The following is a 15,875-nucleotide window of genomic DNA, read 5'->3' on the forward strand; positions in this document are numbered from 1 at the left end:
CCCTCGGACGTGCTAAACGGCATCCCTCACCCTAGACGCCACCCGCGGGCTGGCGTAGACGACCTCGTCGTCGATCGAGATCTCCACCCGCCGCAGGTAGGGGGCGAGTCCGTCGAGGTCGACGTCGATCCCGAGGCCGGGCGCGTCGGGCGCTCGGATCTCGCCGTTGGCGTCGGGCCGGATGTGGGTGGTCGACAGGTCGAGCGCGACCTGCTTGGGTTCCACCGGGTACTCGCAGAGCCGGTGGTCGGCGAGCCCGGCGTAGGGCTGGAGCGACGCCGACAGGGCGAGGTGCGAGGTGAAGGTGTGGTTGACGTAGGTGATCCCTGACCGGACGGCGTGGTCGGCGACGGTCTTCGCCGGCCCGATTCCGCCGATGCGCGCGGCATCGACCTGGATGAAGGAGACGCGACCGAAATCGATCAGGTTGGTGGCCATGTGCACCGTGTGCGCCCCCTCGCCTCCGGCGATCCCGACGGTGCGGGCGCGTTCGGCGAGGCGGGCGTGCGCCACATAGGCGTGCGGTTCGAACGGCTCCTCGAGCCAGGTGGCCCCCGCCGCCTCGAGGGCGTCGAGCCGGGCACTCGCGGCGTCGACGTCGCTCCCCCAGATCTGACCCGCGTCGATGAGCAGCTTCGCGTCGCCGCCGAGACCTTCGCGGGCGGCCGCGACGTGATCGGCATCCGCCGCAGCCGTGCCGGTGCCGTAGGCCCCCCAGCCGAACTTGACGGCGTGGAAGCCGTTCTCGCGGGCGGCCCGCGCCCGGTCGAGCGTCGCCTGGGGGGTGTCGCCCATCAGCATCGAGGCGTAAGGCACCTTCGCATGGTTCTCGGAGTAGCCGAGGAGGCGCCAGACGGGCTCCTCCCGCACGGTGCCGAGCAGATCCCAGAGCGCGATCTCGATGCCCGACCAGGTGTGGGCGGCTTGGAGCAGGTCCATGCTGTTGCGCGCGACGAGCTGCGCGATACGCGCGATGTCGGCCGGCGAGTCGAGGCGCTCCCCGATGACGGAGGCCGAGACCGGCTGGCACACGCCGTGAGAGCGGGGGGTGACGAAGGCCGCGATCGACGTGAGGGGTGATGCCTCGCATTCGCCCCAGCCGAAGTGGCCGTCATCGGTGACCACGCGCACCAGCAGCGCGTCTTGCGATCCATCGGCCTCGAGGGTGACGTCAGGCATCGACGCGTAGAAGAAGTCGACGCTGTCGAGGATCATGCAGGTGCCGCCTTCGCGTGGTGGGGCCGGGATCGCGCGGGGTGACGGGGATCACGGAGAATCGCCACCTCGCGATGCGGATAGATCATACGTGAAATCGCCCCACTGCCTAGACCTGAATGATTCGATGGCGAAAGTTCGCTCGCCAAGGACGGCTAGGTATGATCTAATCCAATCAGCCGCGCTATCGAGCGCACACGAAATGGGACGATGATGTCGCAGTCGATGATGACCCTCCCGGCGAACGCCGCACCCGGGTCCCTCCTGCCGTCCCTCATCTCCACCGGTTCTTCCGCGGGCCACCCTGCCCGTGCGAAGCTCGCCGCTCACCCGACGGCCGTCCGACGTGCCGCCGCCGAGCGCGCGAACCCGAATCGGCCGGGCACCCGGTCGTTGTTCCGATAGGAAGGACACAGCAATGAAGTTGCGTCGAATCGGTGCGCTCGCCCTCGCGGTGAGCGTCGTCGCGGGCCTCGCCGCCTGCTCCACCGGAGGCGACTCCGGCGACCAGAACCTCGTCGTCTGGGACACGGGGCTCCTCGGCACCACGCTCGAGAACGGCGACCCCGACATGGACAAGTCGTTCCTCGACCGCATGGCGGTCGCGTTCGAGGAGGCCAACCCCGGCGTCACCGTCGAGGTCATCCAGCAGGGCGGCGACATCACCTCGGCCGCCGCGGAGTTCCAAGCCGCCTCGATCGCGGGCAACGGTCCGGACATCCGCATCCAGTACGCCGGAGGCCCGACCATCTCGTACGGCGAGTTCTTCGCCGACCTCGAGCCGCTCCTCAGCCAGGAGACGATCGACTCGCTCGCCGGCTTCAACGTCAACCGCGAGGGCTACGCGCCCGACGGCCGCATCCTCGGCATGCCGTTCGGCGCGGGCAACCTCTTCACCATCTTCGCCAACAACGCGATCCTCGAGGAGGCCGGTCTCGATCCGGCCGACGTCCCCGAGACGTGGGAGGAGCTGCTCGAGAACGGCCAGCAGGTCGTCGACAACACCGACGCCGCCGGCTTCTGGGCCGCCAACCTCGAGGGCTACGTGGGCGCCTGGATGATCAGCGCCCTCGTCGGCGGCGAGCTGGGCGAGACCGCGTTCACCGAGATGTACGCGGGCACGATCGATGTCGACGACCCCGCGATGCTCAAGGCCTACGAGACGTTCGCCGAGTGGGGTGCGAGTGGGCTGACCAACCCCGACGCCGGGCAGGTCTCCAACGGCGACTCGACCGCGGGCTTCGTCTCCGGTGCTGCCGCCTACTACCTCGTCGGCAGCTGGGAGAACCAGAACATGCTGGACGCGTTCGGCGAGGACGGTGTGAGCACCTTCTTCATCCCGATGCTCGAGGGCGCCGAGTACCCGAACATGGGTGCTGGCGGCCCGGAGATCGCGCTGTCGATCACCGAGTACTCCGAGAAGCAGGAGCTCGCGGCGCAGTTCCTCGAGTTCATCTCGAGCGCGGAGAACCAGGACCTGTTCGTCGAGCTGCGTCAAACGCAGGCCTCGAACCACGTCGACGGCGACCCGTCGAAGATCCAGAACCCGCTGCTCAAGGCGGAGTTCGAGGAGCTTCAGGCGGCCACCGACGGCGTCGTCTTCGCCTTCGACAGCGTCATGCCGCAAGCGACGATCGACCTGTTCTACCGGCTGAACGCCGGGGTGTTCCTGGGCAGCATCACCCCGGAGGACGCCGTGGCCCAGCTCCAGGCGTCGTACGAGCAGGAGATCGCGAACCAGTGACCTCCGCCGTCAGCCCCTCGGCCGTGGACGCAGCAGTGGCGTCCACGGCCGGGGGGCCCCCGCGCCGCCCCGGTGGCCTCGGCAAGCGAGACCGCCTGATCGGGCTGCTCGCCGTCCTTCCGGCCCTCGTCGTCGTCGTGGGGTTCATGGCGTTCCCCGTCGGGTTCGCCCTCTTCATCTCGTTCACCAAGACCAACGGCCGCAGTTTCGAGTTCCGCGGTCTGGACAACTACATCGGGTTGCTGACCGACCCGGTGGTGCACCAGGTGTTCTTCAACAACCTGAAGTTCCTCATCTCGGTGCCGCTCGTGATCTTCACGGCCCTCATCGTCTCGGTGCTGCTGTTCGAGCGGGTGCGCGGATGGCGCTTCTTCCGCGTCATCTTCTTCCTGCCGAACGTGCTCTCCGTCGCCGTCATCGGCATCATGTTCCGCAACGCGTTCGGCTACTACGGCGCCGTCAACCAGTTGCTCGGGCTGTTCGGCATCGAGCCGATCCAGTTCTTCACGAACGCGACCTTCTCGATCTCGATCATCATCCTCGCCCTCGTCTGGTCGGGCTTCGGCTACCAGTCGCTCCTGCTGCTGGCCGGCCTGACGTCGATCCCGCCCTCGGTCTACGAGGCTGCGGCGCTCGACGGCGCCGGCTGGTGGCAGCGGCTGTGGTTCATCACCCTGCCCAACATTCGTCGGGTTCTCGGCTTCGTCTTCATCATCAACGTGCTCTACACGTTCACCTCGCTCTTCGGGTTCGTCTACGTGATGACCGCCGGGGGACCCGGCTACGAGACCACGACGATCGACTACCTCGTCTACCTCCGCGCGTTCTCGAGCACCAACCTGGGCTCGGGAGCCGCGCTCGCCGTCCTCCTCTTCCTTTTCATCGGCGTGCTGACGCTCATCCAGAACCGCGTGTTCCGACTGCAGGAGGACGACTGATGAGCGACGCTCCCAGCGCCCGTATCTCGAGCCGCCGTACGCAGTGGCCGATCTTCATCGCGCTCTGCATCGTCGCAGCGTCGATCATCTACCCGCTGTACTTCGTGATCGTGACCGCACTGCGCCCGAACGCCGACTACCTGCAGAACCCGTTCGGGCTGCCGGGGACGTGGACGCTCGACAACTTCCTGGCACTCGTGAACTACTACGGCGCGGGCCAGGCGTTCCTCAACAGCCTGTTCGTCACGTCGGTGGCCGTAGTGATCGAGCTCACCCTCGCGATCCTCGCCGGCTACGCGCTCGCCAAGCTGCCGGTGCCGGGGGCGAAGTACATCACGACGACGTTCGTCTCGGTGATGCTCATCCCGGCGCCCGTGCTGATCATTCCCGTGTACCTGATGCTCGCGCGGCTCGACCTCGTCGGCGGCTACGGGGGGCTCATCCTCGTCTACATCGCGACCGGTCTGCCGTTCGCGACGTTCTTCCTCACCGTGACCTTCCGCTCCATCCCGCAGGAGGTCATCGAAGCGGCGCGCATCGACGGCGCCGGGTTCTTCCGCACGGTGTGGTCGATCATCCGGCCGATGGGCGCGAGCGGGATCGCGACGGTGGCGGTGTTGCAGTTCCTCGGCGCTTGGAACGAGCTCATCTGGGCGGTCATCCTGATCCAGAGCGACTCGATGGAATTGCTCACGCCCGCGCTCGCCGACATCGGCAGCCGCTTCCTGACCGATCAGCCGCTCGTCTCGGCGGGCCTGTTCATCTCGGCGTCGGTGCCGCTGATCCTGCTCGGCTTCGCGTCGCGCTACATCATGCAGGGGCTCGCGGTCGGTGTGAACCGCTGAGCAGGAGTCAGTCGCTGAGCGGCGTCCCGTCGACCCAGCCGCGGCGGTGCATCGTGGCGTCGAGCCGCGGCCCACGGCGCACCGGCGCGGCCCAGCGCACGCCGTTGGCGAGCACGCGACGGATGCCGTGGTGCCGGTAGACGGGGTACTCCTGATCGCCGGGCGAGAAGTAGAACACCTTGCCGAACCCGCGGGTCCAGGTCGCGCCCGAGCGGAACACCTCGCCGCCGGAGAACGTCGAGAGGAAGATCAGCTCCTCGGGCACGGGGATGTCGAAGAACTCGCCGTACATCTCCTGCTCGTCGATGACGAGGGGATCGGGAACGCCGACGGCGATCGGATGCGTCGGCGCGACCGTCCAGACGACCTCGCGCGCGACATCCGGACTCCAGCGCAGGGAGCAGGTGGTGCCCATCAGGCGCCTGAAGATCTTCGAGTAGTGGCCGGAGTGCAGCACGAGCAGGCCCATGCCGCCGAGCACGGCGTCGTGCACGCGGTCGACGACCTCGTCGGCGACACCGGGGTGGTCCTCATGGCCCCACCAGAGCAGCACGTCGGTGGTATCCACGACCTCCTGCGGCAGCCCGTGCTCGGGTTGCTCCATCGTCGCCGTGCGCACCTCCACCGAGGAGCCGAGCAGCTCGCGCAGCCCGTCGGCGATCGCGCCGTGGATGCCGGCGGGGTAGAGCTCCGCGGGGTGCGAGCCCACTCGGCGCTCGTGGATGTTCTCATTCCAGACCGTCACCCGGATCGGCGTCGTCGTCACAGCGTGACCTCCCGTCCTTCGGCGGCCGAACGGTAGCAGGCGTCGAGCACCTCGGTGCGGTGCAGGGCGAAGTCGCCGTGGTGCGCGGCCCAGTCACCGGATCGCACCACGTCGACGAACTCGGCGATGACCAGAGGATGCTCGCCCCCCGGCACGATCACCTCGGGCGCGAGGGTCACCTCCTCGCCGTCGACGTCGCGGTAGATGCGCACGGTGTCCTCGCCGCGGTAGCGCGGCACGAAGATGCGGATGCCGGCGTCGACACCGAGCAGCTCGATCGAGATGTCCTCGTCGTCGACGGTGTGTCCCGCCCAGCTGATCTCGAACGCGATGCTCGCCCCGTCGTCGAGCCGCAGCAAGGCGCTGGCGAGATCCTCGACTTCGAACAGACCCGATTCGCTCGCCATCTGCTCCTGTCGGTTCATCGCGCCGTAGCCGGCGCGGCCGAGTTCGCCGTGGGTGACGGCGCTCACGGCGGTGACCCGCGGTTCGCCGAGCAGGAAGAGCACCGAGTCCAGCACGTGCGGGCCGAGGTCGATGAGCGCGCCGCCCCCGGCCATCGTCTTGCTCGTGAACCAGGAGGTGAGCCCGGGGATACCGGAGCGCCGTTTCCACGAGGCGCGCACGTGATAGATCCGGCCGATGCCGGTCTCGTCGAGGTAGCGGCGGGCGAACTGCACGTCGGCCCGGCGGCGGTGGTTGAAGGCGACCTCGAGCACGCGATCGTTCTCGTGCGCGGCGGCGACCATGGCGCGCGCCTCCGCCGCCGTCAGGGCGAGGGGCTTCTCGCAGAAGACGTGCTTGCCGCTCGCGAGGGCCGCGAGGGCGATCGGCCCGTGCAGCACGTTCGGGGTGGCGATGCTCACGATGTCGAGGTCGGGCAGGTCGACGAGCTCTTCCCAGTCGGCGTGCAATGACGGGATGCCGTGCGTCGCGCCGAGCTCCGCCAGGCGCGGGGCTTCCTTGCCGGCGAGGGCGACCACCTCGACGCCGGGGATGCCGGCGAATGACTCGAGGTGGGTCGTGCCGGCGTAGCCGAGGCCGACGACGCCGACGCGGAGCGGGGTGGGAGTGGTCATGCTCACCTCATCGTGATCGGACCCTGGGAGTCCCGCGGGCCTTTAGGTATGATGTAAGAACTCTAACGGAGGATCGACGATGAACGACGCGATGGTGCGTGCCCGGGCCGATGACGGTGGACGGGTGACGGTGGCGCTGGCCGGCAGCCCGCTCAGCGATTCCGAGGCCGTCCTGGTCGAAGTCGACGGGCGTGCGATCTCCGCGTGGGACGCACCTCGCTCCGGAGACGGCACGATTTCGGGCCACCTCGCCGGCACGCGCGTCCACGCCGAGTGGCGTGCCCGCCGGATCGGCGAACAGGCCGTGTGGGAGTTCACGCTGCGGCTGCGCAACGACGGCGATGCTCCCGTCGTCATCACCCGGATGGACCCGCTCCGGCTCCACGTCGAGGGCGAGTGGAGCACGCTCGGCTACCGCTCTGCGTGGGGCGACGAGTTCCGCCCGGTGACCGGGTGGACGTCGCACGACCTGGTGCTCGAGGCGCGCGCCGGTCGCTCGAGCAACGGTCACGACCCCTACCTCGGACTCGAGCGCGACGGAGCCGCGATCGCCGTGCTTCCCGCGTGGAGCGGCAACTGGCACATCCACGCGCTCGCCGAAGGCCACGTCACCGCGGGCATCTCACCGTGGCGATTCCGAGTCGACCTCGCGCCCGGCGACGAGCTCGAGGCACCGAGTGTCGTCGTCGCGGTCGCCGACGATCTCGACGAGGCGGCCGTCGCCGTGCAACGCGCCGTGGCGGCCGAGTGGCTTCCGCGCACGTCGTGGACGGACGAGCTCCCGCGCGAGTGGAACCACTGGTGGCCCTACGAAGACGTCGAGGTCACCGAGCAGATCATCGCCGAGAACGCGGCGCTCGCCGCCGACCTGGGTTTCGACGTCGTCACCGTCGACGCCGGCTGGTTCGGAGCGGCCGACGCGGGAAGCGACTGGCAGGAGCAGCGCGGCGACTGGGGTTCGGTCAACTCAGCGCGATTCCCTTCGGGCCTCGAGGCGCTCGGCGACAGCATCCGCGCCGCGGGCCTGGCCGCGGGGATGTGGATCGAGGCGGAGGCCGTCGGTCGGTCCTCGAAGCTACGAGCCGAGCGACCCGAGCTGCTCGCACTCTCCGACGGCACGCGTCCCGACCCGTCCTACCGGTTCATGACGGTCTCCGTCGACGCCGACGACCCGGCCTTCCTCGGGTACGTCTGCCTCGGGTCCGAAGCCGGTCGCGACCACGTGCTCTCGTCGATCTCGCGGCTCATCGAGCGCACCGGATCGCGCTGGATCAAGCTCGACTTCAACATCGACCCCGACGCCGGCTGCCGCCGCACCGACCACGGACACGGGGAAGGCGACGGGCTCTACCGGCACTACCTGGGGCTGTACGCCGTCCTCGACGAAGTGCGCGCCCGTCACCCCGGGATCGTGCTCGAGTCCTGTGCTTCGGGCGGCCTGCGCATCGACCTCGGCCTCGCGCGGCACGTCCACGCGTTCTTCCTGAGCGACCCGGACTACACCGAGCACCACCTCCAGGTGCTGTGGGGGGCACGGCGCGTGCTGCCGCCGGTCGGCATCCTGCACTGGTCGTGGTCGCAGTGGCGCGGCGAGCATCCCCCGTCGCAGCGCGACTGGGCGAACCTGTCGACCGCCGAGTTCGATCGGATGCTCCGCGCCGCGATGGTGCATCGCTTCGGCGCGAGCCTGCGACTCCCCGAACTGCGGCCCGACCTGCTCGAGCGCCTCCGCGTGCACCTCGCCCTCTACCGCGACGTTCTCACGCCCGTCATCCGCGACGGCGTCCTGCGGCCGCTCACCGAGAGCCCGGAGCGGGGCGGTCGCGGGGAGCGGGCTCCCGCGATCCAGCTCACGGGAGCCGACGACCGGCACGTCGTGCTCGCGCTCACGCTCGAGGGGGGCGAACGCCGACCCGTGGTGCGTCCGGTCGAGCTCGACCCGGGGTCCCGCTACCGCGTCACCGATCTCGCGACCGACGCCGCGACCGAGGCGACGGGGGCCGACCTCCTCGCCGACGGCATCCCGCTCGTCGGCGAGCCGGCGGTCTCGTCCTGGCTCGTCGCCGTCGACCGACTCTGACGGAGCCCCATGCACACCGACACCGCCCTCGTCGAGGCCCGCCTCGCCCGTTTCGTGCGCGACAAGCTCGAGCCCGCCGTCTATCGTGACGCCCACCCGCTGACAGCGACCGCCTGGGTCGCCCCCGGCGAGCCGGTGCCGTTCGCCGAGGCCATCGCGCAGCCGTTCGACCCCGTGCCGCTCGGCTGGCGGTGGGGCCGCGCGTGGTCGACGGTGTGGTTCCATGTGACGGGCACCTCGCCCTGGGCCGACGGGCCGCCGGAGGGGACGCGCGCCGAGATCCTCGTCGACTTCGGGTACAACCGGTCGCGCTCCGGATTCCAGGCGGAGGCGTTCGCCTACCGGCCGGACGGCACGCCGATCAAGTCGATCGCACCGTTGAACTCGTACCTGCCGTGGGCCGGAGGGCCGATCGACCTCTACCTCGAGGCCGCCGCGAACCCCGACGTCGCGGGGGACTACACGTTCGAGCCGACGCCGTACGGGGAGTGGGAGACCTCGCCCGAGGACCCGCTGTACTCGCTCGCCCAGCTCGAGATCGCCCTGCTCGACGTCGCCGTGTGGGAGTTGAGCCGCGACGTGTGGACGCTTCGCGGGCTCATGGCCGAGCTGCCCGCCGACTCGACCCGACGCCATGTCGTGCTGCGCGCCCTCGAGGACATGCTGGATGTCGTCGACCCGACCGACGTCTCGGGCACCGCCGCCGCCGGACGGGCGGCGCTCGCGCCGGCGCTCGCCGCCCCGGCGAACGCCTCCGCCCACCGCATCGTCGCGACCGGGCACGCGCACATCGACTCCGCGTGGCTCTGGCCGCTGCGCGAGACGGTGCGCAAGTGCGCGCGCACCTTCACGAATGTGATGACGCTGATGGACGAGCATCCCGACTTCGTCTTCGCCTGCTCGTCGGCGCAGCAGTACCTCTGGATGAAGGAGCACCACCCCGCGGTCTGGGAGCGCATCACGATCAAGGTGGCCGAGGGCCGGTTCGTGCCGGTCGGCGGGATGTGGGTCGAATCCGACACCAACATGCCCGGCTCGGAGGCGATGGCCCGGCAGTTCATCGCGGGCAAGCGGTTCTTCCTCGAGGAGTTCGGCGTCGAGTGCGAGGAGGCCTGGCTGCCCGACTCGTTCGGCTACTCGGCGGCGCTGCCGCAGATCGTCGCGCTCGCCGGGGAGAAGTGGTTCCTCACCCAGAAGATCTCGTGGAACCAGGTCAACCGCATGCCGCACCACACCTTCTGGTGGGAGGGCATCGACGGCACCCGCGTGTTCACGCACTTCCCGCCGGCCGACACCTACATCAGCGAGATCTCCGGTGCGGAACTCGCGCACGCCGAGCGCAACTTCTCGGAGAAGGGCCGGGCGGGCATCTCGCTCGTGCCGTTCGGCTGGGGTGACGGCGGCGGCGGCCCGACGCGCGAGATGATCGCCGCCGCGCACCGCACCGCCGACCTCGAAGGCTCGCCCAAGGTGACGATCGGATCGCCCCGGTCGTTCTTCGAGCAGGCCGAGGCCGAGTATCCCGACGCGCCGGTCTGGTCGGGCGAGATGTACCTCGAGCTGCACCGCGGCGTCTTCACGTCGCAACTGCGCACGAAGCAGGGCAACCGGCGCAACGAGGGGCTGTTGCGCGAAGCGGAACTCTGGGCCGCGACCGCGACCCTCCGCACCGGCGCGGCGTACCCGCGGGCGGAGCTCGAAGCGGCCTGGCAGGACGTGCTGCTGCTGCAGTTCCACGACATCCTGCCCGGCTCGGCGATCGCCTGGGTGCACCGCGAAGCCGAGCGCCGGCACGCCGCAGTCTCGGCGACGCTCGAGCGGATCATCACGGATGCCCTCGCGGTGCTGGGTTCGGCCGACGGCGACCTCCTCGCCGTCAACTCCGCGCCGTTCGCCCGGGCCGGTGTGCCCGCGCTCGGCGCCGGGTCGGCGGTGGCCGGCAATGCGGTCGATTCCACGGAGGCCGACGGGGGGCACGTCCTCGACAACGGCGTCGTGCGCGTCGTCGTCGACGCCGGGGGCCGCGTGACCTCGCTCGTCGCGCACGCCGACGGCCGCGAGGCGATCCCGGTGGGCGACCCGGCGGCCGCGCTGCGGGTGCACCGCGACCTGCCCAACCTCTGGGATGCCTGGGACCTCGACGCCCACTACCGCCGCACCGTGACCGAACTCGACATCGCCGACGAGGTGCGCCTCGACCGGGATGCCGACGGCACGGCCCGGGTCGTCAGCATCCGCCGGTTCGGCGACTCGACGATCGAGCTCGCCGTGGTCCTGCGGCCGGCAGCGGATGCCGTCGAACTCGACGTCGCCGTGGATTGGCGGGAGCAGGAGCGCATCCTGAAGCTCGCGGTGCCGCTCGACGTGCACGCCGACCGCGTGGCCGCCGAGACCCAGTTCGGGCACCTGTTCCGCTCCACGCACGTCAACACCAGCTGGGATGCCGCGCGCTTCGAGGCCTGTCAGCATCGGTTCCTGCACGTCGGCGAGCCGGGCTACGGCGTCGCGATCGCCAACGACTCCACCTACGGCTACGACGTCGACCGGCGCACGCGGTCCGGAGGCGGCACGACGACGACGGTGCGGTTCTCGGTCATCCGGGCACCGCGCTTCCCCGACCCGGAATCCGACCAGGGTGAGCACCGGCTGCGCTTCCGGCTGCGGCCCGGCTCGGCGATCGCGGATGCCGTCGCCCTCGGGTACGACCTGGCGAACCCGGTGCGCGCCGTGCGCGCGACCGCCCCGGTGCTGCCGATCGTCACGTCGAGCCACCAGGCGGTCGTCGTCGAGACGGTCAAGCTCGCGGAAGACGGCAGCGGCGACCTCGTCGTGCGGCTCTACGAGTCGCTCGGCGGGCGGGCCCGCACGACCCTGGCCTTCGACGGATCGGCCGACCTGGCTGAGGTGACCGACCTGCTCGAGCGCCCGCTCGAGGGCGAGCCCACCGCGGCCGGCGCCGCGCTCGACCTGGACTTCCGCGCGTTCCAGATCCGCACGGTGCGCTTCCGCGGCGTGGTGGCCCGATGACCGCCGACGGGCGCCCGGTCGCGCCCCATCCGCTCGCCGATCCCCGGCCCGCGCCCGGTGCTGTCGCACCCGCGGCGAGTCTGACGACCGACGCGCGTGAGGTCGTGCTCGACGGCACCTGGCGGTTCCGGTTCGCGGCGACGGCGGCCGAGGCCACCCCCGACCTCGCCGACCCGCAGCTCGACGACGCCGACTGGGTCGACATTCGCGTGCCGGCGAGTTTCGTCATGCCCGGACTCGTGGCGGGGGAGCACGGCGCGCCGGCCTACACGAACGTGCGTTACCCCTTTCCGATCGATCCGCCCTTCCCGCCCGACGCGAACCCGGTCGGTGAGTATCGGCTGCACGTCGCCCTCGACGCCCCACCCGCCCGGGCTCACCTGACCTTCGGCGGCGTCGAAGGAGCGGGCGACGTCTGGCTCAACGGAACGCTGCTCGGCTCCACCCGGGGCAGCCGGTTGCCGACGACCTTCGACGTGTCGGGTCTGCTCGCCGCCGAGAATCTGCTCGCGGTGCGGGTGCACACCTTCAGCGCCGCCTCGTACCTCGAGGACCAGGACGAATGGTGGGCGCCCGGCATCATCCGCTCGGTGACCCTGCGCGAACGACCTGACGGCGCCGTCGACGACGTGCGCGTGGTCGCCGAGTGGCTCGACGGGGTCGCGACGATCCGCGTCGACGTCACCACGGCATCCGCCGAGGTGAGCGTGCGGATCGTCGAGACAGGGCTCGACATCCCGGCCGGTGTGAGAGTTCCCGTACCGGGCGCGGCGGCGTGGTCGGCCGAGGATCCCGTGCTCTACACGGTGCGGGTCACGACGCCCGGCGAGACGGTGCAGACCCGCACCGGCTTCCGCACCGTCGGCATCCGCGACGGCGTCTTCGAAGTGAACGGGATGCCCGTGCAGCTGCGCGGCGTCAACCGTCACGAGCACCACCCGCGCTTCGGACGGCACGTGCCGCGCGACGTCGTCGAGGCCGAGCTCGCCCTGATGAAGCGCTCCAACATCAACGCCATCCGCACCTCCCACTACCCGCCCGACCCGCTGCTGCTCGACCTGGCCGACGAGCTCGGGTTCTGGGTCATCGACGAGTGCGACCTCGAGACGCACGGCTTCGGAGAGGTCGCCTGGCGCCGCAACCCGACCGACGACCCGGCCTGGGAAGCCGCGATCCGCGACCGTGCCGCACGCATGGTCGAGCGCGACAAGAACCACCCGAGCATCGTCCTCTGGTCGCTCGGCAACGAGGCGGGCGTCGGACGCAACCTCGCGGCGATGGCGGACGAGATCCGCGGGCGCGACGCGACCCGGTTGCTGCACTACGAGGGCGACCAGGCCTGCGCCCACGTCGACGTCTGGTCGCGGATGTACGCGCACCCCGACGAGGTCGCGGCGATCGGAGCCGGAACGGAGCCCGCCCTCGGCGATCCCGAGCTGGATGCGCGGCGTCGCGCGATGCCGTTCGTGCTCTGCGAGTACGCGCACGCGATGGGCACCGGCCCCGGAGGTCTCTCCGAGTACCAGCGGCTGTTCGACGCGCACCCCCGGCTGATGGGCGGCTTCGTCTGGGAGTGGCTCGAGCACGGCATCCACATCGACACCCCCGATGGTGGTGTCGCCACCCGATACGGCGGCGACTTCGGCGAGACGGTGCACGACGGCAACTTCGTGATCGACGGACTCGTCGCCGCCGATCGCACGCCGCGCCCGCAACTCGCCGACCTCGCCGCGGTCTTCGCCCCCCTCGACCTGCGGATCGCCGGGGGGATGCTGCAGGTGCGCTCCCGCCTCGACCACGCCGACTCCTCCCGCTTCGGGCTGGCCTGGCGCATCGAGACCGCCGGCGGGACGCGCGCGTCCGGAGCCCTCGACTTCGCGCCCCTCGCCGCGCGCGGAGAGGGCGAGATCGCCCTCCCGGAGCGGCCGGGTGCCGGCGAGGTGCTCGTCGTCGACGCGACGCTCGCCCGCGACGAGCCCTGGGCCGACGCCGGATGGGTGGTGGCGAGGGTCACCGAGGCGCGCTGCGAGGATGGCGAGGCCGTGCGACGGCCCGCTCCGCGTCGCGCGACGGCTCTCGGTGACCTGGACCTCGATCCCGCGACAGGTGCCCCGCGGGCCTTCGGCGATCTCGCCCTCGAGGACTGGCGGCTCGAACTCGCCCGGGTGCCCACCGACAACGACCGGCACCGCGGCTGGGAGGAGCCCAACGCCCCGTCGTACGCCGAACGCTGGGAGCGGCTCGGGCTGCACGATCTCCGGTCGCGACTGACCCGGCTGGAGCGCAGCGACGACCGCATCGTCGTCGAGACCGTCATCGGCGGGCCCGCTACGGATGCCCGGGTCGAGGCCCGTTGGACGTGGAGCCCGCACCGCGACGGCATCCGTCTCGTCCTCGACGTCGACCCGCGCGGGACGTGGCCGCGCTGGAGTTCGCATTGGGCGCGCGTGGGCCTCGCCTTCGCCCTCCGCGGTGACGGCCGCACGCTCGACTGGTGCGGCCTCGGCCCCGGTGCCGCCTACCCCGACACCGGCCAGGCGGCGACCGCGGGGTGGTACACCGCCGCGGTCGCCGACCTCCCCGAGCGCACGGTGCGCCCGCAGGAGAGCGGATCGCGCGGCGGCATCCACTGGGCCCGCCTCTCGGGATCGTCGGGACCCGCCCTCGAGGTGCGTCCGCTCGACCCCGTGGCGATCACCGCTCGACCGTGGTCGGCGGCCGAACTCGCGGCGGCCGACCACGACGATCAGCTCCGTGGCGACGGCCGGACGCACGTCACCGTCGACCTCGTGCAGGCCGGGGTCGGTACGGCCGCGTGCGGGCCGGGCGTCCTGCCGCCGTACCGGTTGCGGGCTCGGCGCGTCACCGGGTCGCTGCTGTTCTCGCTGTCCGACCCGAGGAGCCCCGAGTGACCGAACCCACCGAGATCGATACCGGCGTCGACGGCATCGTGGTGCGCCTGCATCCCGTCGACCGGCTCACCTTCGGCTCCTTCGTCGACTGCAACATGGCGACCGCCTGGATCGGCGAGACCTTCCGCATCTTTCCGGGCAAGTACGGCGAGGATCCGGTGTGGGGTGACGGATCGCACCTGAAGTACGCCGACGGGGCGACCGTGGCCGAGGCGTTCGAGCGGCGTCCGGATGAGTTCCGCACCCCGGAGCTTCCGCCGAACGCGCCTCGGGGGACGCCGGGCCTGCACGGCGCGGTGTGGTTCGAGACGGTCTACCAGGATCCCGCCGACGCCTCCGGCCGCACCCTCTACGCGCTGTACCACAACGAGAACTACCCCGAGACGTTGCCGTTCGACCCGGAGACCGGCGAAGGCCTGAGCGACACCGACTGGCCGCCCGGTCTCCAGGGCGACGGCTCGGTTCAGGCGGCGCCGCGCATCGGCATCATGCACTCGACCGACGGCGGCGAGAGCTGGGCCGATCGCGGCATCCTGCTCGAGGACCGCGACGAGCGGATGATCCGCCTTCCCGTCAATCGCAACTACTGCTTCCCTGGCGGGGTGGGCGACCCGAGCGCGGTGGCCGACGGCGACCACCTCTACGTCTTCTTCGGCGAGTACGCCTACCCGACGGCCTGGTCGGCCGACACCTGGGATCGGGATGCCGAGGCTGCCGCGCAGTGCATCTCGGTGGCGCGGATCCCGCTCGCCGAACTGGACGACCCCACCGGCGCGGCGCGGCGCTGGGACGGCACCGCCTTCGCCGCCGCCTGGGACGGGGTCGGGCAGCCCATCGCGAGTCTGCGCATCCCGACCGGCGAGGGCGGTGGGGCCGTGTCGCAGGGGGACGAGCTGTACTACTGGGGTCCGTCGGTGAGCTGGAACGAGCACCTCGGCGTCTGGGTGATGCTCATGGGACGGGTCGACGGCCCGTTCTGGGTGGGCGACAGCCTCTACCTCTCGATCAACCCGAACCGCCACCTCGGCGACGGGGCGAACGCTCAGGACTGGTCGACCCCGGTGCGCATCGTGCACCGCCCCGGTCACACCCTCTGGTACCCGTCGCTGCAGCCGACCGACAGCCCGGAGGATCTCGCGGCGCGGCGCACCTCACTGCGGCTCGGTCGCGACGCGCGCCTGTTCTTCAAGGACATGGCCGGTGACGACCACGTGTACGTGAGCGACTTCCGCGTCGAGTTCGACCGGCGCCCGTAGACCGCCGGGGTCA

10 protein-coding genes are annotated in these 15,875 nt (G+C 70.8%); 7 read left to right on the top strand and 3 right to left on the bottom strand.

The annotated features are described in order from the left end of the window. Nucleotides 1-12: 12 nt before the first annotated feature. The gene (locus ACILQS_RS00135) at nt 13-1,215 is read right to left on the bottom strand and encodes a mandelate racemase/muconate lactonizing enzyme family protein (RefSeq protein WP_395638062.1); all 1,203 of its coding nucleotides are present in this window, start codon (nt 1,213-1,215) and stop codon (nt 13-15) included. A gap of 418 nt (nt 1,216-1,633) precedes the next feature. Between ACILQS_RS00135 and ACILQS_RS00140 the strand changes: the two genes are divergently transcribed. Genes ACILQS_RS00140 through ACILQS_RS00150 form a run of 3 tightly spaced genes read left to right on the top strand, consistent with a single transcriptional unit; the run spans nt 1,634 to nt 4,742 of the window. Next, nucleotides 1,634-2,959, top strand: a complete 1,326-nt coding sequence (locus ACILQS_RS00140; protein WP_395638063.1) for an ABC transporter substrate-binding protein — start codon at nt 1,634-1,636, stop codon at nt 2,957-2,959. Between the two features lie 35 nt (nt 2,960-2,994). Continuing rightward, nucleotides 2,995-3,897 carry a carbohydrate ABC transporter permease gene (locus tag ACILQS_RS00145; RefSeq protein ID WP_395638064.1) on the top strand — a complete coding sequence of 301 codons (903 nt, stop codon included), beginning with the start codon at nt 2,995-2,997 and terminating at the stop codon, nt 3,895-3,897. Next, complete coding sequence (locus ACILQS_RS00150) at nt 3,897-4,742, top strand: carbohydrate ABC transporter permease (RefSeq protein WP_395638065.1); 846 nt, start codon at nt 3,897-3,899, stop codon at nt 4,740-4,742. The genes ACILQS_RS00145 and ACILQS_RS00150 overlap by 1 nt, the downstream gene beginning before the upstream one ends. Before the next feature lie 7 nt (nt 4,743-4,749). Here ACILQS_RS00150 and ACILQS_RS00155 read toward each other — a convergent pair whose 3' ends face one another. Both ACILQS_RS00155 and ACILQS_RS00160 read right to left on the bottom strand, forming a co-directional pair. Next, nucleotides 4,750-5,508, bottom strand: coding sequence for a ThuA domain-containing protein (locus tag ACILQS_RS00155; protein ID WP_395638066.1), 759 nt, complete (start codon nt 5,506-5,508; stop codon nt 4,750-4,752). Continuing rightward, the gene (locus tag ACILQS_RS00160) at nt 5,505-6,587 is read right to left on the bottom strand and encodes a Gfo/Idh/MocA family protein (RefSeq protein ID WP_395638067.1); all 1,083 of its coding nucleotides are present in this window, start codon (nt 6,585-6,587) and stop codon (nt 5,505-5,507) included. Before ACILQS_RS00160 ends, ACILQS_RS00155 begins: the two co-directional genes overlap by 4 nt. Before the next feature lie 79 nt (nt 6,588-6,666). Here ACILQS_RS00160 and ACILQS_RS00165 point away from each other — a divergent pair, with 79 nt between their 5' ends. From ACILQS_RS00165 to ACILQS_RS00180, 4 genes are read left to right on the top strand one after another with little or no spacing between them, the layout of a single operon-like run. Next, a complete protein-coding gene (locus ACILQS_RS00165) occupies nt 6,667-8,667 on the top strand; it encodes an alpha-galactosidase (RefSeq protein WP_395638068.1) in 2,001 nt (666 codons plus the stop codon). Nucleotides 8,668-8,676: 9 nt separating this feature from the next. Beyond that, nucleotides 8,677-11,694: an alpha-mannosidase gene (locus ACILQS_RS00170; RefSeq protein WP_395638069.1), complete on the top strand. Its 3,018-nt coding sequence runs from the start codon at nt 8,677-8,679 to the stop codon at nt 11,692-11,694. Next, on the top strand, nt 11,691-14,606 hold the full coding sequence (locus tag ACILQS_RS00175; RefSeq protein ID WP_395638070.1) for a glycoside hydrolase family 2 TIM barrel-domain containing protein: 2,916 nt from the start codon (nt 11,691-11,693) through the stop codon (nt 14,604-14,606). The genes ACILQS_RS00170 and ACILQS_RS00175 overlap by 4 nt, the downstream gene beginning before the upstream one ends. Beyond that, entirely contained in the window at nt 14,603-15,862 is a 1,260-nt protein-coding gene (locus ACILQS_RS00180) for a hypothetical protein (protein ID WP_395638071.1), read from the top strand. Before ACILQS_RS00175 ends, ACILQS_RS00180 begins: the two co-directional genes overlap by 4 nt. Nucleotides 15,863-15,875: the final 13 nt, after the last annotated feature.

The organism is Pseudolysinimonas sp. (assembly GCF_044239695.1).
Classification (GTDB): Bacteria; Actinomycetota; Actinomycetes; order Actinomycetales; family Microbacteriaceae; genus Pseudolysinimonas_A.